Source organism: Nostoc sp., assembly GCF_036916975.1.
Classification (GTDB): domain Bacteria; phylum Cyanobacteriota; class Cyanobacteriia; order Cyanobacteriales; family Nostocaceae; genus Nostoc.
The window spans coordinates 1-24194 of the sequence record NZ_JBALFF010000079.1; the positions used below are offsets into that span (position 1 = coordinate 1).

Here is a 24194-nt window from a genome sequence, read left to right on the forward strand (position 1 = left end):
GCTCACATCACAGCTCGGAGGTTTTTGTTTATCATGAAGTAATATCAATTTAATATGAAGCTGCATAGAAAATCGCCTCTAAAATAAAATTGTAAACTGGGCAAAAGAGCCAGAACTAAAGTTTTTCTTTTTCTTTTTCTACACCCCACACCCTATACCCTTCTTTGTAACATCTTGACTGTGATCGCTCGTTTGACCTCACGCAAGTCTAGGCTATTTTCGATAAACTCTGTTAGCGATACCTTCGGTGAGCTTCGCTAACGCATCCACATTGCCACAATCCCTTTATAGTCGCAAATATTACTTATATTCTTCTTAAGTATTTTCTCACGAATCATTCAGGATTGCTATATACGGTATGTTTCTCAAGGTAACATACAGAAATTATCAGCTTGTTTGAGCTTGCAGTCAGCAAAGCAGGCGATTGCATCATCAACTTTTCCTTTCCAGATAAAATCTTTGGCATATGATCGCTGCGCTGTTGGGAGTGGATATATGCCCAACCTCCATTTTAGCAGTCCGACTAATTGGGGTTTTCCATGCTACTTCCTACCCTTCTCCTGACGCAGAAGGGTTAGAATTTGAGTATTACTTACGCAAAGTCCTGGCTCAAATTTCCAAGAGAGAAACTTCAAAAGTCTTGTAGACTACTAAGGGAATGCCAAAAATAAATTTTTCAGCCTAAATTTTAATTAGTAAAGTCAGCGTAGCGATCGCCACTCTGGAAGTAACAATCAAAAGTTTTTTGCAGTTGGGGGACACACCGTTATTTAAATGCCCATCGTATAATCAGTAATGCCTTTGCCAAAACCTACCTTTAGATTTACATGCAGGAGTAAAGCGATCGCCTCTTCGACAGCTAAGAATCTAATCAGAGAATGCGTTAGTGTAGCTTACCGTAGGTATCAGTTGTTTTCAATTGGGACGGAAATTTCTCTTACGTTGTTTGTGCCTTGCAACTTCTTTGCGCTTGTGTTTTTCCAAAGGCGTTTCAAAGTGACGATGCTTTCTCATGTCTGGAAAAATACCTGCTTTGGAAACTTCTCTCTTAAATCGACGTAAAGCTGACTCAATTCCTTCATTTTCGCCCACAAATACTTGGGTCATTTTCATCTCCTATTTAATTGGTACTGGGCAATTTTAAGCTATCCAGTAGACCGTAGCGCAAAAAGGGCAGATAATGATTCTGCCCTGAAGACGTTAAAACTTAATTTTTGATCTTAAAGCTTAGTAGCGTCCTCCTCCTCCTCGAGAGTAACCGCCACCACCGCCGCCGCGACGATCGCCACCAAAGGAACCACCTCTATCTTCCTTGGGTTTAGCCTTATTCACTTTCAGGTCGCGTCCCATCCACTCAGCACCATCAAGAGCTTCAATGGCAGCTGTTTCTTCAGCTTCTGTACCCATCTCTACGAAAGCAAAGCCGCGTGGACGTCCTGTTTCGCGGTCGGTAGGCAACTGAACCCGTTTTACAGAACCATGTTCGGCAAAAACAGATGTGAGGTCTTCTTGTGTGACCTCGTAGGATAGATTACCTACATAAATTGACATGCGTTATCTCCAAAATCATAGGTGTGTAGAGATTTAGATTTCGGAGACAAGCTTGTTAAGACCAAAAGGGAAAAGCCTGTCAATACTAAAAACAAACGCTGTAACCGAATTTTATTCTCACCTAATAACCTTAGCACATCATTGAGTTCTTACCCACCGTAACTAAAGATTGGGGATTCGGGATTGGGGATTAGGGATTGGAGAAAAATTTATTTATTACCCAGTTCCCAGTCACAAGTCCTCAGTCACAAGTACCCAATTCCTAGTCCCCAGTCACGTCATAATATTGAGTAGCAGATATTCCCCAATTAATTGCAAAATAAATGCAGTTAGTCATTGTTACTAATTGGAAATGCCGACTACACTTGCTGACGCACAAAATTTACTTTCTGACCTGATCGCCCGCTACTGTGAGCGTGTAGATTATCTGATGATTCGCCTTGAAGAAGCAGAAGGGACTGATATCTTGTTGCGTGGCGACAAGGTAGAAACCCTAAGCGTTGGCATCTCCATTGGTGGACATATTCGCGCTTGTTATAAAGGTGGATGGGGTTTGAGCTGCTTTAACCAACTGGCGACAATTCCGGATCGGATAGAAGAAGCGATCGCTGCTGCCCGGATGGTTGGTGATGAAGAAACTTTACTTGCACCTATTGACCCGGTGCAAGCAGTATGCATTCTACCCCTAAAAGGCACTGATCCCCGAAAAATCCCACTCTCGAAGAAAAAACAATTGTGCGATCGTTATACTGAATTGCTCAAAAGCGTTGATCCCCGGATTACCACTACCTCGGTGCGTTATGGTGACAGCGCCCAAAAAGTGATCATAGCTACCTCAGAAGGCACTTTGATCGAGCAATCTTGGGTGGATATGGAAATGCGCTTTGCAGCTACCGCCAGAAATGGCGAAACCGTACAAACTGGACGGGAAACTACTGGTTCTCGCAAAGCTTATGAAGATTTAACTGATTTGGATGAACAGGTAAAAAGTGCAGCTCAAAGAGCGATCGCAGCTTTATCTCTGCCATCGGTCAAAGGCAATACTTATACCGTAGTCATTGACCCAATTCTCACGGGTTTGTTTGTCCACGAAGCCTTTGGACATCTTTCTGAGGCCGATATGGCTTATGAAAACCCCGATCTGTTGGAAGTCATGACCATTGGACGGCGGTTTGGCCCAGAAGAACTGCAAATTTTTGATGGCGCTGCCCCAGAGGGACATCGCGGTAGCTATTTTTACGATGATGAAGGCACGCCTGCTACTACTACTCAACTAATTAAAGATGGAGTTTTATTTGGACGTTTACATTCTCGTGAAACCGCAGGCAAATTGGAGGAAGCGCCTACGGGGAACGCACGCTGTCTCAATTATCACTTTGCTCCCATTGTGCGGATGACAAATACCTGGATTGAACGAGGTAAAACACCAGTCAAAGACTTATTCACCGATATCAAAGAAGGAGTTTATGCCCGTAATTGGTTGGGTGGGATGACGAATGGGGAAATGTTCACCTTTAGTGCTGGGGAAGCGTGGATGATTAGAAACGGCAAAATTGCTGAACCTGTGCGGGATGTAACGCTTTCGGGTAATGTATTCCAAACTCTAGCGGATATTGAGGCAATTGGTGATGATTTTTACTGGGATGAATCGGGTGGTTGCGGTAAGGGAGGGCAAAACGGTTTGTCAGTGGGTTGTGGTGGCCCTAGTCTCCGAATTCGAGATGTAGTGGTTGGTGGGGAAATGTGAACTACCCGCCGCGATACCCAGTATTTTGGGTATCGCGGCGGACTTACGGCAATTAGTAAAAAAAATCAAACCGCAACGCGAGAGTCATTAGCGCTTGGGATACCACGCCCACTCTTTAACGCGGTTTGAATTAGTCCGATATAGCAGTTCTCACTTTAGTGCAATACAGTCTGAACCTCACCCCATATTTGAGGCGTGCAAATACTCCACTCTCCAAAGCATCGGAGAGGGAGTGGGGTATCCAGCAAAATCCAATGACCAATGACTAATGACCAATGACTAATGACTACTTAATCAATTTGCTAGCCATAAAGCGACGTTACACACATAGGTTTTGATATCTTCTAAAGGGCGTGGCTCTTTTTTCATGCCATCTCCCGGTGCTTCATCTACAAAAGTAGGACAGCCTTTGTTAATATCCCAGTTGTAATCTACTAAATGATGGAAGCTAGAGTTAGCTACTGCTCGTCCTAGTGTATTCCCTTGTTGATCTTGATGATGCTCGATCGCTACAACCAAATTGAAGTGACGACCTGTAACTAAACTTTTACCCAAAGCAATTACCCGCGCATTGGCATTGCCCAAAAGTACGCCAATACCGCCTTCGTGGGGATGTGTTGGGAAAAATTCAATACTTCCCGAAGGTGAAGTGGGATTTTTTAAAAGTTCGTGAATGGGTTCAACAATGGTAATTTTTTGATAATCGCCGTTAGCTCCAGAATGATAGTTAGGCCAGGAGATAGTAGTTGTGTATGAGTCATCTCGGCTCCAGCGAGATTCATCGGGATCGGGATTTTTGGTGTTGAAATAGTGGACATCACCAATGTCAAGTAAACCACACATCGAACAGCCCATATCCTGATGATCGCGTGTTGTTAAAATACCGCCGCCGCGTTGCCGAAAAGCATTAATTCCGGCAATGTCTTTTTCGGTTAAACCTTTATCTACCTCTAAGCCAAATAGCCAAAGTTCATCAAAATCTGATTTGTCAAGACTACTTAAAACTGGGTCACTGCCTACTGCATCTGATTCGTAATCGCGTCCCGTAACTTCAAATAAGGAGTTTCCTGCTTCGTCTTTAATCGATGCTAAGTAATCTTGTAACATCGAGAAACGAAAAATGCTCCAGTCATCTTCAGTCGTAGGAATCGTAGTCTGCAAAAGAATACGAATTGGTTTTGTCATAACCTCTGCCAGATGAACACCACAATTGAGTATAGCGATCGCTTTGTACTAATGCTTAAATTTTTAAATCCCTCAACATCCCTCCCAAGTATGAAAGTAACTCACAACTCTAGGTAGTAGCGCCAGTAGTTGAGGATAGTTAATCTAGATAAACGTGATTCGATATTCACTCCGGTTTGATTCACCACAGCAATCCTCCGTGGCGCGTGCTGGGGATTTACTGACTGTATGAGTAAGCCAGATAGCTTCAATTAAACGTTCCTTAACACAGCGACAGATATGAAAGCAGATCAACTCCTGAAAAACTATGCCGCAGGTGTCAGAGACTTTACTGGTGTCAACTTGAGCGAGGCAAACTTAAGGGAAGCCAATCTCAGTGGCATAATTTTAGATAGAGCAATTTTAGATGGAGCTAATCTAAGTCACGCTAATTTAGCCCAAGCCAGTTTGATTGAGGCAGACTTAAATGGAGCAGATTTGAGCAATGCTGACCTCAGTCGTAGCAACTTAAGCGGAGCTATCTTGGATGGAGCTATTTTGGATGGAGCAGCAATGGAAGGAGCTAATTTGAGTCAGGCTGATTTAACGGTTGCTAAACTGATTGAAACTAACTTGAGTGAAGCGGATTTGCAGGAAGCTAGTTTGATAGCGGCGAATTTAGATGGAGCCGATTTGAGTGGTGCAGACTTAACTGTAGCTGACTTATCCCAGGCAAATCTCACTCAAGCAGATTTGAATCAGACAAATTTGAGCGGAGCAAATTTGGATGGAGCCAATATAGAAGGAACAATCCTGGATGAGAATATGTAATACCATTTTGAATTTTAGATTTTAGACTTCGGCTTACCTCGGCTTTGCTCGGCACAAGTCGCTCAGTCGAACGATTTTGGATTGGAAACCGCTTACTGTATCTGGATTTTCTTTGTCCATCTATCACAATCATTTTTCAAATTGGTATAACCAAATTCGTATGCACAAGAAAAAAGATTTGTCAACTAGTCCAGATGCCAAACTGCTTGCAGGTTCATGTCCGGCAACACGCACCGAAGTTGCAGCAATGGTTTATTAGATATTAGTAGCTATTAGGGCAAACATCTGCGATTAAATCAGTCTATGTAGGGTTGCATTCTAGAAGTTGACAAGTAAAATAGGAAACACTGCTTATCGGCTTGGTACTCGTGGAAAAAAAACCATGTAGTTAAAAGCACGTTAGGCTAATATGCGATGGGTGAAAAATCTTAGACCTATTGCCTAAAGCTAATAGCCCCATGTTAACAACACTTCCAGATACTTCTGCCAACCTGGCGATCGCTTTATTAATTAACTATAGTTTCGATCTCAGTGGCTATACTGCCAATGAGCTAGTTGAGCGTTGGCAAACGCAATACCCGCTTAATTGGCTACACCTGGCAGTGATTGAGGCACTATATCAAGGTCGTTATAAAGCTGTTTCCGTGCAGCAAATTTTAGTATTTTGGCAGCGCCGGGATCAGGCTACATATCATTTCAACATGGAATTTGAACGGATGATTTGTAGCAAATTTCCCCAAAGTTTAACCTCATCGCCTGCGCCAGCCCTACCGCCAGCGAAGAAAAACCCTACAGTAGAAAAAGTGACGAGTCCTCAATTGCCACCGGCTAAGATTCGCAACGGCTATCAACACAGCAATACTGCAACTCTTCAACTGAAAAGTTCCGAACCAAAGACATCTTTGAGTGAGGAAGAGGGAGAGCAGGAAGATGGAGATAATAAAACTGTCTTAAAGTCTCCGCTTTCTAGGAAATTTGCCTCTTCGGGAACCCTTCAGTTATTGTCTGCTGTCAGCCAAAGGCAAACTTCACAAGAAAGTCCACCGCCTTCACCATCACCAATTCCTCATCAAGGACAGCCAAAACTGCTCCCACCTGCTGCCATTCATGCCCCAATCGGGCAATTTACGCCAGAAAAAAGCGATCGCTCTGAATCTTTTACATCTAAACTCAAAGCGATGTCTGGGAAACAGAATCCGCCAATTGGGGGGAGTGGGGAGTAGGGAGTGGGGAGCAGGGGGAGCAAGAGTGGAATAACTAATGCCCAATGTCCAATGCCCAATGCCTTCTAGATTTTTACTGTGCGACTAACTGCTTAAAGCGCTCATCATCGGCAATATCATCAAAATCTAGGTCAGTTACTGCGTCTTCTTTATACCTGGGATTAAGTTCAATTGCTTGTTGTAAAGTTAACAGAGATCGTTCAACTTGTCTTTGCAGTGCGTAACAGGCTGCTTTGTTGTAATAGGCACTGGCATACTCTGGGTTAATTTCTAAGGCTTTGTTAAAACTAGCGATCGCTTCATCATCGCGTCCCAATCTTACCAAGGTATAACCGCGTTTATCCCAGATTTTGGGAGAATTGGGTTGGAATTCCAGCGCTTTCTCAAAAGAAGCTATTGCCTCTTCATATTGTTCTAATGCTACTAGGGAAAGACCGCAATTCAACCAAGCAACTGCATCATCAGGCTTGATTTGTGTAGCTTTATCAAATGAGTCAAAGGCTTGCTGATGCTGTTGTAAGTTACCAAAAGCAACGCCGCGATCGCACCAAGCTTGATGATAATCTGGTTGAATCGCAATAGCTCTATTGTATGCTGCGATCGCATCTTTGTAGCGTTTCAATCTCCCTAGAGTTAGACCTCGTTTTAACCAAGTCACAGGTTCATCAGCTTGGATTTTAACCGCTTGGTTGTAAGCTGCGATCGCATCTTCATAGCGTCTTTGGGAAAATAGCTCATCTCCCTGTTTTACATACTCATCAGCACTAAATTCTGGTTGTTGTGGCTGTTGGTGTATTTCTTCCTCAACTTCAGAATTCACAACCTCTGGGATGGATGCAGGTGTCATCTCAACGTAAACTTCAGAATTCACCGCCTCTAAGATAGATTCAGGTGTAATTTCAGTTAGTTCCTGAAGGATCTCATCCTTTCTTTCTTGGGCATCCAATTGTAACTCAGAAAGTTGGGAGACAAACTCAGTTTCTAATCTTTCTAACTTCTCCAAAATTATAATCTTTTGTTGTTGAGCATTAAATTGTAATTCGGAGAATTGCGAAGTAAACTCAGAACTAGATTTTTCTAAATTTTCAATGATTAGCTCTTTGCGTGTTTGAGCATCTAATTGTAATTCAGATAGTTGAGCGGCGAATTCTGACTGCAATACTGCTAAACTCTCAACAATTTGATTCTTTTGTTCCTGAGCATCTACCTGTAATTCAGATAATTCAAATTTCAATTCCTTATCTAATTTTCCTAACTTCTCAAGTGTGATATCTTTTTCTCTCTGAGCCGCTACCTGTAATTTCGATAATTCTTCCGCAAATTGTGACTGCAATTTTATTAAACTTTCAATACCTATATCCTTTTGCTTTTGAGCATCAAACTGCCATCTTGAAAGTTGAGATGTGAACTCAGACCTTGATACTTCTAAATCAGCAACGGCTAGTTCTTGCTGTTGTTGCACGCCTAACTTTAAATTAGACAGTTCCTCTGCCATGACAGATGCTAATTTTCCGAGATTATCCAGTGCTACATCTCTTTGTTGTTGAGTATCAAACTCTAACTTAGATAGGCCAGAAGCAAATTCTGACTCTAAAGTTTGTATATTATCTTGAGATTTTTTCAGTTCAGTTTCTAATCTACTTAATACCTGTGCTTTAGCTAAATCTAGTTCCGATGTAAGGTTAGATAAATATTTTTTTTGTTCATTTTTAATCTGTTGTTGTAAATTAGCCGTTTCCTCTTCTAATTCATAATTTATTTTTTTAGCTTCTTTAATAATATTTTCAGCCTCTTGTTTAACGGTGGCTAGCTGATTTTGTAATTTTTCTATTCCCTGTAGTTGTTGCATTGCTCTATCAACAATTTCACGGATTACCACCCGTCGCAGAAGCCAAAATAAAACAATGATTGCGACTGGAAATAGACTTAATATAACTAGCCAGACATTTAGTAAGATAGTTGTCCGGCTAAAAGCGCTATTAAAATCAGATTGGACTTGCTGTTGAATTCGCTTTTCTGCTCTTAGTCGCGTTAATTCTTCCCGTTCCTGATTTGATAACACCAAAGCAGGAGTTAGTGCTGGCGAAGGTGATGATGCAGATTGTCCACTGGCAATTCCAGGGGACAGCAGTAAGGGTAAAAAGACAATGGTGCTTTTTACAATTAAAGCGAAAACAGCTTGATTTTTGCTCTTCATAACAACCATCTCAGTCTGTTGGTCAGTTTTTGAAGCGGCGTGCCTCTCTCCAATCTATAACAGAATTAAGTAGTGAAATGTTGTAGAGGCAGTGGGAAATGCTGAACAATCCTTAACTAATCCGTTCCCTCGCCTTTACTGTACCTACAACTTCAGTGATGGAGTGCAGTCAAGTTTTTAACATTTTTTTGGAGATACTATTATAACATTACTAGGTTCAAACTAAGCAGCACAAATAATAATTTCTCAACCTCTAGAAGACAGATTGCAGGAGAATTGGCGTTTTCTCAGAGCATTCATCGAACTAGGTTCGGGCTTTGTTTGTACAGATAGCAGTATGCAAAGTGTCAGATGTGCGGACTTCGCACTAACATTAGATTATCCAGGGTAAGCAGATTACTTATCCTACAATTAACTTAACAAAGGCGGTAAAAAATGGGTCGGCTAAATCCTTATACACTGCAATTGCAGATTACCAGAATGTTTGAGCAAGGGCAATCATTTTTTGCCACAACCAAGGTACAGGAATGGTTGAAAGAACGCAAACACAATCCAGAAGATTATGACATTCTTTTCCATAAAAAACCTGCGCCTCCTGGTTCTAAAGAAGTTATGGTAGTGGAAATTGAATTACGCCGCAAAGATGGGCAAGCTGTCGATCCTTGGTTGCAAGAACAAGCAAATCTCCATGCCTGATTTTAATAACTAGCAAGTTTCAATTTAAATTCATATTATCTTAGCAGAATTTACCAAAATAGAGCGTTCCCAATTAGGGAACGTTCTTTGTTATGTTTTATTTAGGGATATATATTATCTGTGCGATCGCCTGTATCAAAAGCATTAAATTCAATCCCTTCTAACTTCAGCCTCAAAGCCTCTAATAAAAGATTTACTCTTTTTTCAATAAAAATATTCAGCGCGTGTTCAGGAAGTTTATCTGCTCTTGACCATTCAAGAATAATCGTTGGTATAAGATGAGAGCGTAGGACTGCCTCTAAACCAGGCTCATCATATTCTTTGAGATAATCTAATGGATTTCTATCGCTAATTTTCAAATTAGTTATTTGAGACAGATAGGCAATATTCATCAAACTATCAGATTGTATTTGACTCGCAATGCTACTCTGCTTAATAAAGTTAACCGGAAATATATGATGCAGGTTAGGCTTATCTGTTAGCAGATAATAAACATCAGACAAAATATCTCTATGGGGTTTTGCCCAATCTTGCGGCTTGTGGTTTGCATAAAGTGATAGTATTGCTCTGGATAAGCGACCTCTATAACTGTAGAAAGATTTTCTTATCGAATTCTTATCAATATCAAATTGATTGAATGAGTAAGTACTATTAGCCTTTTGTTGATTAACAAAGTATATATGTTCCCAGAGGTGAGTAGTGTTTGTTAGTAAATCTGCATTATGAAAACTATAATACCAGAAATATTTATTTAAAAAACTATAATCTGGTTTATCATTCCGATAAAAATATGCTGTAATAGTCAGGTATAAATATCGGTAAGGGATTAATCTTCCACCTTTAATATGCAAAATATTATCAAAGAAATCAAAAGTTTTAGCAACGGCTATTTTAAAGTTAGACCATACAGCTTCAATATGTTCTGTTTTTAGCTTATTAAGATACATATCAGTAATATTTTGTATCCCAGCTTCGGGAAATTCAAGTTTTACCACTACAGCTAGCATCTGTAGCAATGTCCAATTATCAATATTGGCATATTGGCTACTAAAAATACTTTTTTTAAATTGATCAAATAATTCACGAAGATAGAAACCAGAGATATTATTTGTCTTATTTTCAGAACGAAAAGTCTTAGCAACTACAATATCGAAGATATCCAAGGGTTTGCCAGCTTGATTAATCCGCTCAAATATTTGACAAACTTCCGCAACTTCAATACCTCTTAACTCAATAAAGGAAATTTTGTAACTAGCCAAAACTTCCCTAATTCTCCTAAATTGTTGCATGTAAGGATGATCGAATTCTCCATTAACACTTACATAAATATTTCTTTCTATTTCCCCACGGTCTTTAATTATATCTATTAACCTGACAATTAGTTTATTTTGATAACGTTGCTTTTTTCCAATATTTGCTTTTAGCTGACCATCTCTATCGTCTATTTCGTCCCAAAACAAAAACCTTTTTGGATAGCTTGTGTCATCAGTTGCATCAGTAAGTTCAATAGTCAAATCTATGTATAGTGTTGGATCAAAATTTTCATTATTAGCAATCATACCCCCATGTATTGATGTTAATAAAGAAGTTGTTCTTTGTTGTCCATCTAAAATGTACTGATATTCATTAGAGTAAAAATTCTCAGCAAATTTTATACCACCTATTTCTCTATGACTTTCTAGCTTTGTATTAGTTTTCCAAATTAGAATACTTCCTAAAGGATAAAACTTATAAATGCTATCCCAAAGTTTTTTTACATTCTCTTTCTCCCAGACAACATCTCTTTGAAAAGTTGGAATTTGATACTTATGTGAGAGAAGATTTTCCAAATAGAGAGGAATAGTTTGAGCATCCGGTTTAATACGTTCAGTAGATGTAAACATTGAATTAACCTTACCTAACTTTGAGTAAATATCAAGATTGGGGTGTGAATTTTACTCAGTTTAGTAAAATTCCATACAAGGTTAACTGATATTTTATTAAGTGGCAACTCAGATTTGAGAAAATCTCTGCAATCTTTCTTCCATGCCAACGTTGCCCTGTAAGCCTCCTGTGTGTACCAGTAGTAAGGAATTGCCTCTACAAAAAAATCCCTGCTGTAGTAAATCCATCACTCCATAAAACATTTTGGCGGTATATACGTAATCAAGGGGTACGCCATGTTCCTGTGTGAACTGTTGGCTGAAAACTAGCAACTTGTCGTTCACCTTTGCATAGCCGCCGAAGTGATAATCACACACCAATTCCCAGGAAGCGGGAGAACTATATGGTGATGGTAAACCAGATGCGAGGTAATTTGTCAATAAACTTTCGATTTCTTGGGCGAGAAATGCCCCATTTTTGAGAACGGGAAAAGCGATCGCTCTTTGTCCTTCATGCAACGAAAGGGCAATACCTGCTATTGTGGTAGCTGTACCGCAGGCTACGCATATACGATCAAATGCTGCATCTACGCCAGCCGTAGGCATCGCACGATCAATTATCTCTGTACAGCCGCGCACACCATTTAAATTACTCCCGCCTTCGGGAATGATAAACACCTCGCCGAAACGTTGTCGCAGATATTCCTGTAGTGCTGGTGTGTTGCGCTGTCGATACATCTCGCGGTTCAGGTACACAAGCTGCATACCCTGTTGTACAGCAAAACTTAGCGTAGGATTCAACGGTAGCCTCTCCTCGCCACGAATTACACCAATGGTACGAAAACCGAAAAGATTACCAGCCGCCGCAGTTGCATAGATGTGATTGGAATAAGCGCCGCCAAAGGTTAGCAGCGTCGTGAAATTTTTCTCCTTCGCCTCCAAAAGATTGTATTTCAGCTTGAACCACTTATTGCCGTTAACCCACGGGTGCATGAGATCCAAGCGCAGCACATACAGATCAACACCTGCGCGACGGGCGATTTCGCTGTTGATTTGTTGTAGAGGAGGAGCAATAAAGGTTAACGACATGTGTCAACATTTTAACTTAAAATATACATTCTCTCACGTTTATTATTGAACATAAAAGTAATGATAAACATTGAGTAATTCAATGGTAAGTCACTCAAAATGAGTAATAAATCTTTCTGATGGTTATCTTTAGAAATTGGCATTTTACTAATTGAGTATTTCAGGTAAATATAGAAACATAACACTCGCTCCAGATAATATTTTTTGGAGAAAAGAAATGGTTGCACTCACACAGCTTACTCAAGTTATTCCCAATCCAGGACGTTTGACGATTCAAACTGTTGAAATTGCTCCTCAAACGACTGCTATACGTTGTCTCGACTGGGATCGAGAACGTTTTGATATCGAGTTTGGTTTACGGAATGGTACAACCTATAATTCTTTCTTAATTCAGGGAGAAAAAATTGCCTTAGTTGACACATCTCACGGCAAGTTTGAGGAATTATATTTTGAGATACTGGTGGGATTAATTGATCCGGCTAAAATAGATTACTTAATTATCAGCCACACGGAACCAGACCACAGTGGATTAGTAAAAAATATTTTGCAATTAGCTCCTTCCATTACTGTTGTCGGTGCAAAGGTAGCTATTCAATTTTTAGAAAATATGGTTCACCAGCCTTTTAAATCAATGCAGGTGAAAAGTGGAGAGCGATTAGATTTAGGCAACGGACACGAATTAGAATTTATTTCTGCACCTAACTTACACTGGCCTGATACAATCTTGACTTATGACCACAAAACTTGCACTCTCTACACTTGCGATGTGTTTGGGATGCACTACTGTGATGACCACACTTATGATGAAAATATTACTTCAATAGAAGAAGATTTTCACTATTACTATGATTGTCTCATGGGGCCTAATGCCCGGTCTGTTTTGGCAGCTTTAAAGCGGATTGAAAAGTTAGAAATAGTCACAGTTGCCACAGGACATGGCCCTTTATTACAACACTATATCTCCGAATGGCTCGGACGCTATCAAAACTGGAGTTTAGAACAAGCAAAAACAGAGACATTAGTGGCTCTATTTTATGTTGAAGATTACGGGCATAGCGAGCATTTAGTTCGGGCTATAGCGCATGGATGCGCGAAAACAGGCGTAGCAGTAGAATTAGTAGACTTCAATAGTGCCGAGCCTCAAGAAGTTAGAGAATTAGTTGCACAAGCTTCTGGTTTAGTAATTGCAATGCCAGCCCAATCTTCGGTGATGGCTCATGCTGCTTTAAGTACAATTTTAGCTGCTGTTAACAAGAAACAGACAATTGGTTTATTAGAGTCAGGAGGGGGAGAAGATGAACCTATTTACCCCTTACGTAATAAGTTTCAAGAACTGGGATTAACTGAAGGTTTTCCTCCTATCTTAGTTAAAGAAATTCCTACCCAAGCAACGGAACAACTTTGTGATGAAGCGGGGACAGATATGGGTCAATGGTTGACGCGCGATCGCACCATAAAACAAATCAAATCTATCAATAGCGAGTTAGAAAAAGCTTTAGGGCGGATTAGCACAGGATTGTATATTATCACCGCCAAAAAAGGAGAAATTCAGAGTGCAATGTTTGCTTCTTGGGTGACACAAGCGAGTCTTGAGCCTTTAGGAGTAGCGATCGCAGTATCCAAAGACCGGGCAATTGAATCTTTGATGCACGTTGGCGATCGCTTCGTTTTAAACGTTTTAGAAGAAGGCAAATATCAAGGATTAATGAAACATTTTCTCAAACGTTTTGCTCCTGGTGCAGACCGCTTTGCTGGAGTGAAAACATATCCAGCCAAAAATGAATCGCCCGTTTTAGCTGAAGCTTTAGCTTACATGGAATGTGAAATTACTAGCCGCATGGATTGTGGAGATCATTGGGTAATTTATAGCACAGTCCAAACTGGAAGAGTTGCCAAACTACATGCACTTACAGCCGCCCATCACCGCAAAATTGGCAATCATTACTAATTTGTCATTTGTCATTTGTCATTTGTCATTAATTATTTTCCCTAATTCTTAACTCTCCACTCCCTAATCACAGGAAAGCATGTATAAATCTGTTGAAGAAACCCCGATTACCATGTACGAAATCAATCGTGGGCGCGTTGTGCGAACCTTGGAATTTATCCAAGATATAATTGTAATTTCTTTGTGTATCGGTTTATTTAGTTTCATGTTGCTTCAGGTGAGAGATATGTTTCTCTCCTTACTTCCACCTTTAGATTTTCATGCTGTTACTGCCGATATTCTCTTTTTACTTATCTTGGTTGAGCTATTCCGACTGCTGATTATTTACCTACAAGAACATCGAGTATCTATTGGGGTAGCTGTAGAAGTTTCTATCGTTTCCGCCTTGCGAGAAGTCATTGTTAAAGGTGTTCTAGAAACAAGTTGGAGTCAAGTTTTAGCAACTTGTGCCTTTTTATTAGTCTTGGGAATACTATTGTTCCTCCGAGTTTGGCTACCCCCTACCTTTGAAGGTATCGATCCCGAGCAAGAAGTATCTAAACGCTATAGAATCCGAGCAAAATCTGAATTAATAGAAAACAATACTCATTAAAAATAGGGAGTTAGGAGTTAGGAGTTAGGAGTTAGGAATTAGGGAGATGAGGGGAGACAAGGATAATAACCAATGCCCAATTGCCAATGCCCAATTGCCAATGCCCAATTTCCAATTACCAATTGCCAATGCCCAATTACCAATTCCCAATTCGCCATTATTAACAGAGGTTTTTATGTCTGCTGTCACATTAACGCCCAACCATAGCAAAGATGTACAAGTTGTTGAAATTGGTAAAAATACTCTGATTCTACGATCGCGGACTTGGGACAGACTAAAATTTGAGGTGGAGTATTCCCGCCAACGGGGAACTACAGCGAATTCTTACCTGATTCAAGCTGATAAAAAGGCTTTAATTGACCCTCCCGGCGAATCTTTTACCGAAATTTACCTTCAGCAACTTGCACAACATTTAGACTTCACCACCTTAGATTACATTGTTCTCGGTCATGTCAACCCAAACCGCAGCGCAACTCTGCAAGTATTGCTCTCTCAAGTTCCTCAAGCGACTATAATTTGTTCTCGCCCCGCTGCTAATGCTCTAAAAACCGCCTTTCCCGAATTTGAGTCACCTATTCAAGCGATGCGATCGCAGGATACTCTAGATTTAGGACAAGGACATCATCTATCATTTATCACTGTACCCACTCCTCGATGGGCGGATGGACTTTGTACCTACGATCCCGCCACAAAAATTCTTTACACAGACAAACTTTTTGGCGCTCATATTTGCGAAGATACTTTGTTTGATGAAGATTGGAAGGCGTTAGATGCGGAACGTCGTTACTATTTTGAATGTCTTCATGCACCCCAAGCCAAACAAGTTGAAGTAGCCTTAGATAAAATATCGCTTTTGGGAGCCAGATGCTATGCGCCAGCACACGGCCCGGTTGTCCGTTACAGCCTGAGTCGTTTTACCTATGATTACCGTCAATGGTGTCAAGGGCAAAAATCTCAAGAGTTGAGTGTCGCTTTGCTCTATGCTTCTGCTTATGGAAATACAGCAATTATGGCGAATGCGATCGCTCAAGGTTTGATCCAAAATGGAATTAATGTAGAATCAGTCAACTGTGAACTAGCCGATTCTGCGGAGATTAACCGCATTGTAGAAGCTTGCGATGGCTTGATTATCGGCTCACCCACTTTAGGCGGCCATGCACCTACTCAAATTCAAACTGCTTTAGGAATAGTTCTCTCGGTGGCGGCTAAAACTAAGTTAGCAGGGGTGTTTGGTTCCTACGGTTGGAGTGGCGAGGCAATAGATTTAATCGAAAGCAAGCTCAAAGATGCTAATTATCAACTAGGATTTGAAACAATTCGGGTGCGTTTTAGCCCTACTCCTGAGATTCTCCAGCAGTGTCAAGAAGCAGGTGCTTTCTTTGCCCAAAACTTGAAGAAAACTAAAAAACTGCGTTCTTCTCGCCAGGTTGTGACAGAAACCCATGTAGATCGTACCGAACAAGCGGTAGGGCGGATCATTGGTTCTCTGTGTGTTGTGACAACTCGTGATGAAGAAACTCACAAAGGGGTTTTAACTTCTTGGGTATCGCAGGCAACTTTTAACCCACCAGGAATTATGATTGCGATCGCTAACGAGCAAAATGCAGATTTAATGCATCATCCTGGTGATAATTTTGTGCTGAATATCCTTAAAGAAGGAAGAAATGTCCGACGCTATTTCTCTCGTCATAGCACTTTAGGCGATAATCCCTTTGCAAATCTTGACACAAAAACTGCTCTTAATGGTTGTTTGATTTTGAATGAGGCATTAGCCTATTTAGAATGTACGGTGCAAAATCAGCTTGAATGTGGCGATCGATGGTTAATTTATGCTGCCATCGATGGCGGTGAAGTGTTGGAAAATGAAGGTGTCACTGCTTTAGAGCATCGGAAATCTGGCAGCTATTATTAACCTGACTTTTCACTCTTATCTAAAAAACCTTACTTCGATTTGTCTCTCCTCTTAAGACTACGGTGTACACACAAGTCTTGCCGCAGCCATATCCTTATTAATAAATCTCGAGTTGCGTTTCTATCCCGCCTCGGAATGAATTCCGAGTCTCATAGCTGAAGTCCACTCAAGTGGACTAAATAATTAATTCAGTCCACTTGAGTGGACTTCAGCTATCAGCCCTGAACTTCAGTTCTGGGCGCGATGTGGGTAAAGGATTTTTCGACTTGTGCGTACACCGTAGCCTTACAAAGAGAGAGGCTTTGATTTTTCCCCCAACCCTTGTAGAGAAGCTTGCTTGGTAGTTAGGTTTTTCAGGAACTTTACCCATTGTCGGCGAATCTTAGTGCCAATCGCCCATACCCAATATCGTGATCTAAGATTATTGGGTATTCTATAAAATTGCGATCGCCACTATACCGATGATCGAAGTTGAGCATTTAAGTAAAATATACGGTTCCACCCCAGCGATTACTGATGTCACTTTTAGCGTCGAACCTGGGGAAATTTTAGGGTTGTTGGGACCCAATGGCGCTGGTAAAACTACAACCATGCGGATTTTAGCTGGTTATTTACCGGCAACCAATGGAAATGCCCGAATTGCTGGTTATGATGTCCATGAAAATTCTCTGGCTGTACGCCAACGCATTGGTTATTTACCGGAAACACCGCCGTTATATCCAGACATGACGGTGGAGGGATTTTTGCATTTTGTCGCCCGAATTAAGGGAGTATCAGCAGGCGATCGCCCCAATAAGGTAACAGCCGCTATCGAACGCTGCAACTTAGAAGATAAGCTTAGGGTGATTATTCGCAAACTCTCTAAAGGATACCGCCAAAGGGTAGGAATTGCTCAAGCGATCGTCCACGATCCACCAGCGATCATTTTAGATGAACCCACCGTTGGCCTCGATCCCCGACAAATAATTGAGGTGCGGAATTTAATTAAAAGTCTCGCTGGTACTCACACAATTATTCTTTCCACGCACATTCTGCCAGAAGTAAGCATGACTTGTAGCCGCGTTGCCATCATCAATCGCGGTAAAGTCGTGGCAACTAATACACCAGAAAACCTGATGACTCAGTTGACAGGTGGCTCAGGGTATGAGTTGGAAATAGAAGGAGAAGCTGCTCTAGCGAAACAGGTATTGCAAAAAGTCGCGGGTGTGAGTTTGATAGAATCAATTCCGACAGCCGGAGGACATCAATCCCAGGAAAACCGCGCTTATTTGCGGGTGATATCGCAACCGGGAAAAGAACCAGGAAAAGATATTGTCACAACATTAGTGCGGGCAGGATTTGGTTTACATGAACTGAAGCGAGTTAACGCTACCTTAGAAGATGTATTCTTGCAACTGACCACAGAAGAAAAAAATTTGGATACTGAGGTAGACTTAGCAGCAGACAACGAAGGAGAGACAGCGTAAATGGGTGTAGTGCTGAGTAATATTATTGCCATTTATCGCCGAGAGTTACAGAGTTATTTTGTATCACCTTTGGCTTATGCGATCGCAGGCATATTTTGGTTCATCGCGGGGTTATTCTTCGTGATGATTTTGCTAGGGCCAGATGGCATTTTGCTAGGAGTCGCGGCAATAGATGCACAAGGACAACAACAAGGAGTGCCAGTACCGCCGATAGATGTCCCCTATGAATTTATCCGGGCATTTTTAGATCGCATGGGCTGGCTATTGTTGTTTATCCTGCCAATACTTTCGATGGGACTCTATGCCGAAGAACGTAAACGCGGCACTTTAGAATTATTAGCCACGTCACCAATTACCAATTGGGCGGTAGCTTTAGGTAAGTTATTAGGCGTGCTAACATTTTTTACCACAATGGTTGTACCCATGCTAGTGTTTGAAGCGATCGCCATCAGTGGATCGAATCCACCAATGGCCCTCTCAATTCCCTTACTGGCTCATTTTGGATTAATCTTGCTAGCAGCAGCAATTTTATCTTTAGGAATGTTTATTTCTTCATTAACAGACAGCACAATTTTGTCTGCCGTTTTCACCTTTGCAGTAATTTTATTATTGTTATTGATTGATTTAATCGCCAAAATTGTCCCTGGCCCGTTGGGCGAAGCATTAGGTTATCTCTCATTGCTGAAACATTACAACACCTTAATTCAAGGCATTTTTGATACCAGCGCCTTAATTTTATTCGCCAGTTACATTTTTTTGGGTATTTTTCTCACAGCTCAATCAATTGATGCACTGCGCTTTCAAAGGCAATAGTTATATAAGTTAGGAGTTAGGAGTTAGGAGTTAGGAGTTGGGAGTTATTAGTAATGAGGAGTTAAAAGTCATCAGGACTGACGCAAAATAAGGAAAAAACGAACTGCAAAGGACGCATACTCCTACGGACAAGCAAGCTACGCGCAACGTCTCGTAGAGAAGGACGCAAAGAAATAAGAGTTTCACAGAGTCATGTGTAAGTCCTAGTCATAACTCCCAATACGGTTCGGTTAACCAAAAATCTCAAGTTTTCTAATCCTAAAAAGTTGATTATTATTAGGTTCTATTTTTGATAATAATGTCAATAATTAACCTTATCCAAACCGTATTATCATAACTCCCAACTCCCAACTCCCAACTCCCAACTCCCAACTCCCAACTCCCAACTCCCAACTCCCAACTCCCAACTCCCAACTCCCAACTCCCAACTCCAAACTCCAAACTCCTAACTCCAAACTCCCAACTCCAAACTCCTAACTCCCAACTCCTAACTCCCAACTCCTAACTCCTAACTCCTCACTTCAGTCTAATAATATGAAGATAGTTGCAAAAAAGAAACTGTGGAAATATCTGTTTTGGTTGGGGCCGTTCCTAATTACTGTCGGCTTAACGGTTGGGTTAATCTCTGAACAGTGGGGACTAATCCCATTAGTGTTTCTGATTACAGGAATTGTCATCAGTGGGTTGGGGATAATATGGCAAAGTTATGAGACTAACTGGTGGAAGCGTCGTTCTACCCAAGCTGGTACTAATGCTTTAGTGGCAACTCTGGCAGTGTTGGCAATTTTGGGATTGATTAACTTTTTGGGAACTCGCTACCACCTGCGGGCAGACTTAACAGAAACTCAATTATTTACCCTTGCGCCCCAATCACGGGAACTGGTGAGGGTTTTACCACAGCCGGTTAAAGTATGGGTGTTTGATATTAACCAAAATCCCCAAGACAAAGAACTGCTAGAAAATTATCAACGCCAAAGCTCAAAATTTAAATATGAGTATATCGACCCCCAAACTAGACCAGGACTTGCAGAAAAGTTTGGCGTTAAAGATTACGGGGAAGTTTATTTAGAATCTGGCGATAAACGGCAATTAGTGCAGACGATAAATGAAAATGAGCGATTGTCAGAAATCAGATTAACTAGTCGCCTGCAACAACTAACAAATTCAACCACAGCCAAAGCTTACTTACTGCAAGGTCATGGCGAACGCCAACTTTCGCCCGGTAAAGATGCAATATCACAAGCAGTTCAGGCATTAGGCGATAAAAATTTTATAACATCACCCTTGAATTTAGGAGAAACTTCCAAAGTTCCTCAAGATGCGGCTGTAGTGATAGTAGCTGGCCCCAAGCGAGGGCTATTTGAAGGCGAAGTCAAAGCTTTGCAAGAATATCTTAATCGCGGTGGTAACTTACTGCTGATGATTGATCCTAATACCGATCCCAAACTTAACAGCTTGCTACAAGAGTGGGGTGTTCGTCTGGATAATCGTTTAGCAGTCGATGTCTCTGGCGAAAGCATCGTGGGACTTGGCCCTGCTGCGCCCTTAGTCACAGAATACGGAGAACATCCGATTACTAAAGATTTCGGTAACGGTAATTCTTTTTATCCGATTGCCCGACCACTGGAAATTACCTCTGTGCCTGGTGTTCAGGCTACTCCACTGCTACGAACCAAACCCTATCCCAAAAGCTGGGCAGAAAGCGACCTCCAAAGCGAAAAATTGGAGTTTAATGAGGGTAAAGACATGAAAGGGCCTTTAACCTTGGGCGTTGCCTTAACCAGAAAACAAACACCCAAATCTGCTTCCACCCCCCAACCTGCACCGACACCTTCACCCCTACCATCACCAACAACTCAAAGCAAGACTTCCCCCACTCCTTCACCCTCCCCCAAAACTCCGCAAGCGTTACCCCTGCCATCACCAACCACCCAAAGCAAGGCTTCCCCCACTCCCTTATCTCCCTCATCTCCCTCATCTCCCTCATCTCAAACAGCCACCGAGTCCCGGTTAGTGGTTTTAGGAAATTCCAATTTCGCCACCGATGGTTTGTTTCAACAGCAATTAAATGGAGATGTATTCCTCAACTCAGTTACTTGGCTGAGTCAACAGGGGGAGCAACCGCTTTCTATTCGCCCCAAAGAACCAAAAAACCGGCGGATAACCCTGACAAACACACAAGGGAATCTTTTAATATTGTCATCTCTGTTACTTTTACCCTTAATTGGGTTTGCGATCGCACTTATTATTTGGTGGAAACGACGGTAAGAAGTGAGTTAGGAGTTAGGAGTTAGGAGTTAGGAGTTAGGAGTTAGGAGTTGAGAGTTGAGAGTTGGGAGTTGGGAGTTGGGAGTTGGGAGTTGGGAGTTGGGAGTTGGGAGTTGGGAGTTGGGAGTTATAAATATTAACTCTTTACCAATGACAAATGACAAATAAAAAATGAAATTGCCCAGAACAACTTTAATTTTAATCCTGCTAGCGCTAGGTTTAGGTGGTTTTGTTTATTTCCATGAAATTCGGGGTGCGACTGTGCGAGAACAAACCAAGGAGCAAAAGCAGAAAATTTTCTCTTTTGGAGAAGATGATGTGCAATCTTTAACAGTCACGACAAAAAAGCTCACTCTGAATCTGGAACGGAACCCTGAATCTAGTAGTAACCCCAAGTGGTTAATCAAATCTCCGATATCTGGCCCAGCAAATGATGCTATTGTTTCTTATTTAATGAATTTGTTGGTCAAAGGTAATAGCGAGCAGACTTTATCAACTCCAGCAAAAGAGCTTGGAGAATTTGCCCTAGATGAACCCCAAGCAACTATCAATATTACCCTGAAAAACCGACAAAGCCATCAGTTAATTTTAGGTAAATCTAACTTTAACGGTCGTTTCTTGTATGCTGAAGCTGACCCTGCTCCTAAACCCGATGGAAATATAAATGTGCTGTTGGTATCTACAGATTTTGCAAATGCCGTAAATCGAGAATTATCAGAGTGGAAACAACCTGTAGATAATAGTCAGAAACTTCCTCCGCTCACCATTCCTAAACCGACTCCGATAAACAGCAAATAATTAATTCAAAATCTGGCGATATTATTATGACGAATCCGACAGCAACATTGCTGATTTCTTGCCCCGATCAACGGGGACTGGTGGCGAAATTTGCCAATTTCATCTATTCTAATGGTGGTAATATTATCCATGCAGATCAACATACAGATTTTGCTGCTGGGTTATTCCTTACCCGCATTGAATGGCAATTAGAGGGGTTCAATTTGCCGCGAGAGTTTATTGCACCTGCATTTAATGCGATCGCCCAACCTTTAGGCGCTAAGTGGGAAATACGTTTTTCTGATACAGTACCACGCATTGCTATTTGGGTAAGTCGCCAAGACCATTGTCTATTTGACTTAATTTGGCGACAACGCGCTAAAGAATTTATTGCTGAAATTCCTTTAATTATTAGTAACCATTCTAATTTAAAGGTAGTTGCAGAGCAATTTAATATTGACTTCCAGCACATTCCCATTAATAAAGATAATAAATCAGAACAAGAAGCTCAACAACTAGAATTACTCCGCCAGTACAAAATAGATTTAGTTGTATTGGCGAAATATATGCAGATTGTTAGTGCAGATTTTATTAGTCAATTTCCGCAAATTATTAATATACATCATTCATTTTTACCAGCTTTTATCGGAGCAAACCCTTATCATCGAGCTTTTGAACGTGGTGTAAAAATTATTGGTGCAACGGCTCATTATGCCACTGCTGATTTAGATGCAGGCCCAATTATTGAACAGGATGTGGTGCGAGTTAGTCACCGTGATGAAGTGGATGATTTGGTGAGAAAAGGCAAGGATTTAGAGAGAGTTGTATTAGCAAGAGCGGTGCGATCGCACTTGCAAAATCGTGTATTAGTATATGGTAATAGAACAGTAGTCTTTGAGTGATGTCAATTATCTATCTCCCAATCTTCAATCAGCAAGTTATTAACTCGTTTAAATTCTCTGGTGTTATGGGTAACAAGGGTTAAGTTATTTGTCAGTGCGATCGCGGCAATTTGTCAATCATAAGCTCCAATTGGAGTGCCTAATGCTTCTAGCTGAGATGGAATCATTCCAAATGTCATTGCTGCGAGCTCGTCAAACGGTAATGATATAAATTGAGCTAAAAATTCTTGCTGTAAGGTAAGATTACGTTCTGGATTAGCACTTTTGATTGCGCCATAAAATAGTTCAGCTTTGACGATTGAGCAAACGGCAATATCTTTAGTAGCAGTGGTTTCTAGTTTCTGTTTTAAGGTGAAATTTTTACCACGCATATAGATAATGCAAGTGTTAGTATCTAGCAGAAATTTCACAGGATGGGTTCGCGTTCTTGTTGTTGTCCTTGAGGATGGCGAAAGAATGTTTCATCTTGGATACATCCATAGAATTTAGTCAGGGGATATTCTGGGCTTTCGATTTGGGTTTCTGGTTGTAGGGACTCAATGAGGGTTTTTAGTAATGTCCAGCTTCGGCTAAGGTCGAGTTCTTCAGTGAGTTGAGCTAGGGAGGATTGACGGAAGAATTCTGAGAGTTTGGTGGGTTGGTTTGGGTGGGTGTTGTGTGTGGTCACGCTTTGGGCAAGGAATTGGATAATATACAGTTTATCGTTGGGGGAAAGCTGAAGGAGTTGTTGTTCGAGTTCTGGGATAGCCATGATGGGGTTTAAGTGGAGGATAATTTTATTTTACTTTCACTCTTCAGGGATTAATTTAGTTTGACTCGTTTTTTACCTGTTAATAGTTATTGCATTAACCCGCCTTTTTGTTGTTTGTAGCCTGTGAGTTGTTTTTGTAGGGTTGAGATTTCAGAATCGGCTCTTGAAAGGATAGAGGCGATTTTTTGTTGTTCATTTGATAATTATTAACAAGTGGTAATACTTCAGATCAAATTGTTTTCTATATTGCTAATAACCATTTTTGAGAATAACTCAAAATATATTGAGAAGCTTCTTTAGTCTTATTTATAAAGATTTCAGCCTGCCAATGCTGCTCACATGAAGTATGACCTACTAATCACACTTTTGACATAACTTTGCAATATCTTTGTCATTTAGATAGGT

The 24194-nt window shown here is 41.0% G+C and carries 20 protein-coding genes and 1 pseudogene; 12 read left to right on the plus strand and 9 right to left on the minus strand.

The window, feature by feature from the left end:
• Positions 1–358: 358 nt before the first annotated feature.
• The 3 genes and pseudogenes from V7K73_RS29915 to V7K73_RS19125 form a co-directional block, all read right to left on the minus strand.
• A pseudogene (locus V7K73_RS29915) lies at positions 359–464 on the minus strand (ISKra4 family transposase); the annotation flags it as partial.
• Between the two features lie 451 nt (positions 465–915).
• Positions 916–1107: a 30S ribosomal protein S21 gene (gene rpsU / locus V7K73_RS19120; RefSeq protein WP_229457305.1), complete on the minus strand. Its 192-nt coding sequence runs from the start codon at positions 1105–1107 to the stop codon at positions 916–918.
• Positions 1108–1227: 120 nt separating this feature from the next.
• Positions 1228–1551: an RNA recognition motif domain-containing protein gene (locus V7K73_RS19125; RefSeq protein WP_334882140.1), complete on the minus strand. Its 324-nt coding sequence runs from the start codon at positions 1549–1551 to the stop codon at positions 1228–1230.
• A 352-nt stretch (positions 1552–1903) separates the two neighbouring features.
• On the opposite strand from V7K73_RS19125, the gene V7K73_RS19130 reads away from it, so the two are divergent.
• The gene (locus tag V7K73_RS19130; RefSeq protein WP_334882141.1) at positions 1904–3298 is read left to right on the plus strand and encodes a TldD/PmbA family protein; all 1395 of its coding nucleotides are present in this window, start codon (positions 1904–1906) and stop codon (positions 3296–3298) included.
• Between the two features lie 294 nt (positions 3299–3592).
• Here the strand turns inward: V7K73_RS19130 and V7K73_RS19135 are convergent, their stop codons facing one another.
• The gene (locus V7K73_RS19135; protein ID WP_334882142.1) at positions 3593–4483 is read right to left on the minus strand and encodes a hypothetical protein; all 891 of its coding nucleotides are present in this window, start codon (positions 4481–4483) and stop codon (positions 3593–3595) included.
• 279 nt (positions 4484–4762) lie between these two features.
• On the opposite strand from V7K73_RS19135, the gene V7K73_RS19140 reads away from it, so the two are divergent.
• The gene (locus V7K73_RS19140) at positions 4763–5293 is read left to right on the plus strand and encodes a pentapeptide repeat-containing protein (protein WP_334882143.1); all 531 of its coding nucleotides are present in this window, start codon (positions 4763–4765) and stop codon (positions 5291–5293) included.
• A 458-nt stretch (positions 5294–5751) separates the two neighbouring features.
• Entirely contained in the window at positions 5752–6516 is a 765-nt protein-coding gene (locus tag V7K73_RS19145) for a hypothetical protein (RefSeq protein WP_334882144.1), read from the plus strand.
• A gap of 73 nt (positions 6517–6589) precedes the next feature.
• On the opposite strand, the gene V7K73_RS19150 is transcribed toward V7K73_RS19145, so the two are convergent.
• Positions 6590–8713, minus strand: coding sequence for a tetratricopeptide repeat protein (locus V7K73_RS19150; protein ID WP_334882145.1), 2124 nt, complete (start codon positions 8711–8713; stop codon positions 6590–6592).
• A 435-nt stretch (positions 8714–9148) separates the two neighbouring features.
• Here V7K73_RS19150 and V7K73_RS19155 point away from each other — a divergent pair, with 435 nt between their 5' ends.
• On the plus strand, positions 9149–9409 hold the full coding sequence (locus V7K73_RS19155) for a hypothetical protein (RefSeq protein WP_334882146.1): 261 nt from the start codon (positions 9149–9151) through the stop codon (positions 9407–9409).
• A 101-nt stretch (positions 9410–9510) separates the two neighbouring features.
• On the opposite strand, the gene V7K73_RS19160 is transcribed toward V7K73_RS19155, so the two are convergent.
• Both V7K73_RS19160 and V7K73_RS19165 read right to left on the minus strand, forming a co-directional pair.
• Positions 9511–11292 (minus strand): GmrSD restriction endonuclease domain-containing protein, encoded by a 1782-nt coding sequence (locus V7K73_RS19160; RefSeq protein WP_334882147.1) that lies wholly within the window; start codon positions 11290–11292, stop codon positions 9511–9513.
• Positions 11293–11400: 108 nt separating this feature from the next.
• Entirely contained in the window at positions 11401–12360 is a 960-nt protein-coding gene (locus tag V7K73_RS19165) for a 1-aminocyclopropane-1-carboxylate deaminase/D-cysteine desulfhydrase (RefSeq protein WP_334882148.1), read from the minus strand.
• A 217-nt stretch (positions 12361–12577) separates the two neighbouring features.
• On the opposite strand from V7K73_RS19165, the gene V7K73_RS19170 reads away from it, so the two are divergent.
• The 8 genes from V7K73_RS19170 (at position 12578) to purU (ending at position 23038) form a co-directional block, all read left to right on the plus strand.
• The gene (locus V7K73_RS19170) at positions 12578–14308 is read left to right on the plus strand and encodes a diflavin flavoprotein (protein ID WP_334882149.1); all 1731 of its coding nucleotides are present in this window, start codon (positions 12578–12580) and stop codon (positions 14306–14308) included.
• Positions 14309–14387: 79 nt separating this feature from the next.
• The gene (locus V7K73_RS19175; RefSeq protein WP_334882150.1) at positions 14388–14900 is read left to right on the plus strand and encodes a phosphate-starvation-inducible PsiE family protein; all 513 of its coding nucleotides are present in this window, start codon (positions 14388–14390) and stop codon (positions 14898–14900) included.
• Between the two features lie 175 nt (positions 14901–15075).
• Complete coding sequence (locus tag V7K73_RS19180) at positions 15076–16812, plus strand: diflavin flavoprotein (RefSeq protein WP_334882235.1); 1737 nt, start codon at positions 15076–15078, stop codon at positions 16810–16812.
• A 461-nt stretch (positions 16813–17273) separates the two neighbouring features.
• Positions 17274–18278 (plus strand): ABC transporter ATP-binding protein, encoded by a 1005-nt coding sequence (locus V7K73_RS19185; protein WP_334882151.1) that lies wholly within the window; start codon positions 17274–17276, stop codon positions 18276–18278.
• On the plus strand, positions 18279–19091 hold the full coding sequence (locus tag V7K73_RS19190) for an ABC transporter permease (RefSeq protein ID WP_334882152.1): 813 nt from the start codon (positions 18279–18281) through the stop codon (positions 19089–19091).
• 534 nt (positions 19092–19625) lie between these two features.
• Positions 19626–21359 carry a GldG family protein gene (locus V7K73_RS19195; protein ID WP_334882153.1) on the plus strand — a complete coding sequence of 578 codons (1734 nt, stop codon included), beginning with the start codon at positions 19626–19628 and terminating at the stop codon, positions 21357–21359.
• 171 nt (positions 21360–21530) lie between these two features.
• Positions 21531–22157, plus strand: coding sequence for a DUF4340 domain-containing protein (locus tag V7K73_RS19200; RefSeq protein WP_334882154.1), 627 nt, complete (start codon positions 21531–21533; stop codon positions 22155–22157).
• 26 nt (positions 22158–22183) lie between these two features.
• Positions 22184–23038, plus strand: a complete 855-nt coding sequence (gene purU / locus V7K73_RS19205; RefSeq protein WP_334882155.1) for a formyltetrahydrofolate deformylase — start codon at positions 22184–22186, stop codon at positions 23036–23038.
• A gap of 113 nt (positions 23039–23151) precedes the next feature.
• Here purU and V7K73_RS19210 read toward each other — a convergent pair whose 3' ends face one another.
• Complete coding sequence (locus V7K73_RS19210; RefSeq protein WP_334882156.1) at positions 23152–23448, minus strand: PIN domain-containing protein; 297 nt, start codon at positions 23446–23448, stop codon at positions 23152–23154.
• On the minus strand, positions 23445–23789 hold the full coding sequence (locus V7K73_RS19215; protein WP_334882157.1) for a hypothetical protein: 345 nt from the start codon (positions 23787–23789) through the stop codon (positions 23445–23447). The genes V7K73_RS19210 and V7K73_RS19215 overlap by 4 nt, the downstream gene beginning before the upstream one ends.
• Positions 23790–24194 lie beyond the last annotated feature (405 nt).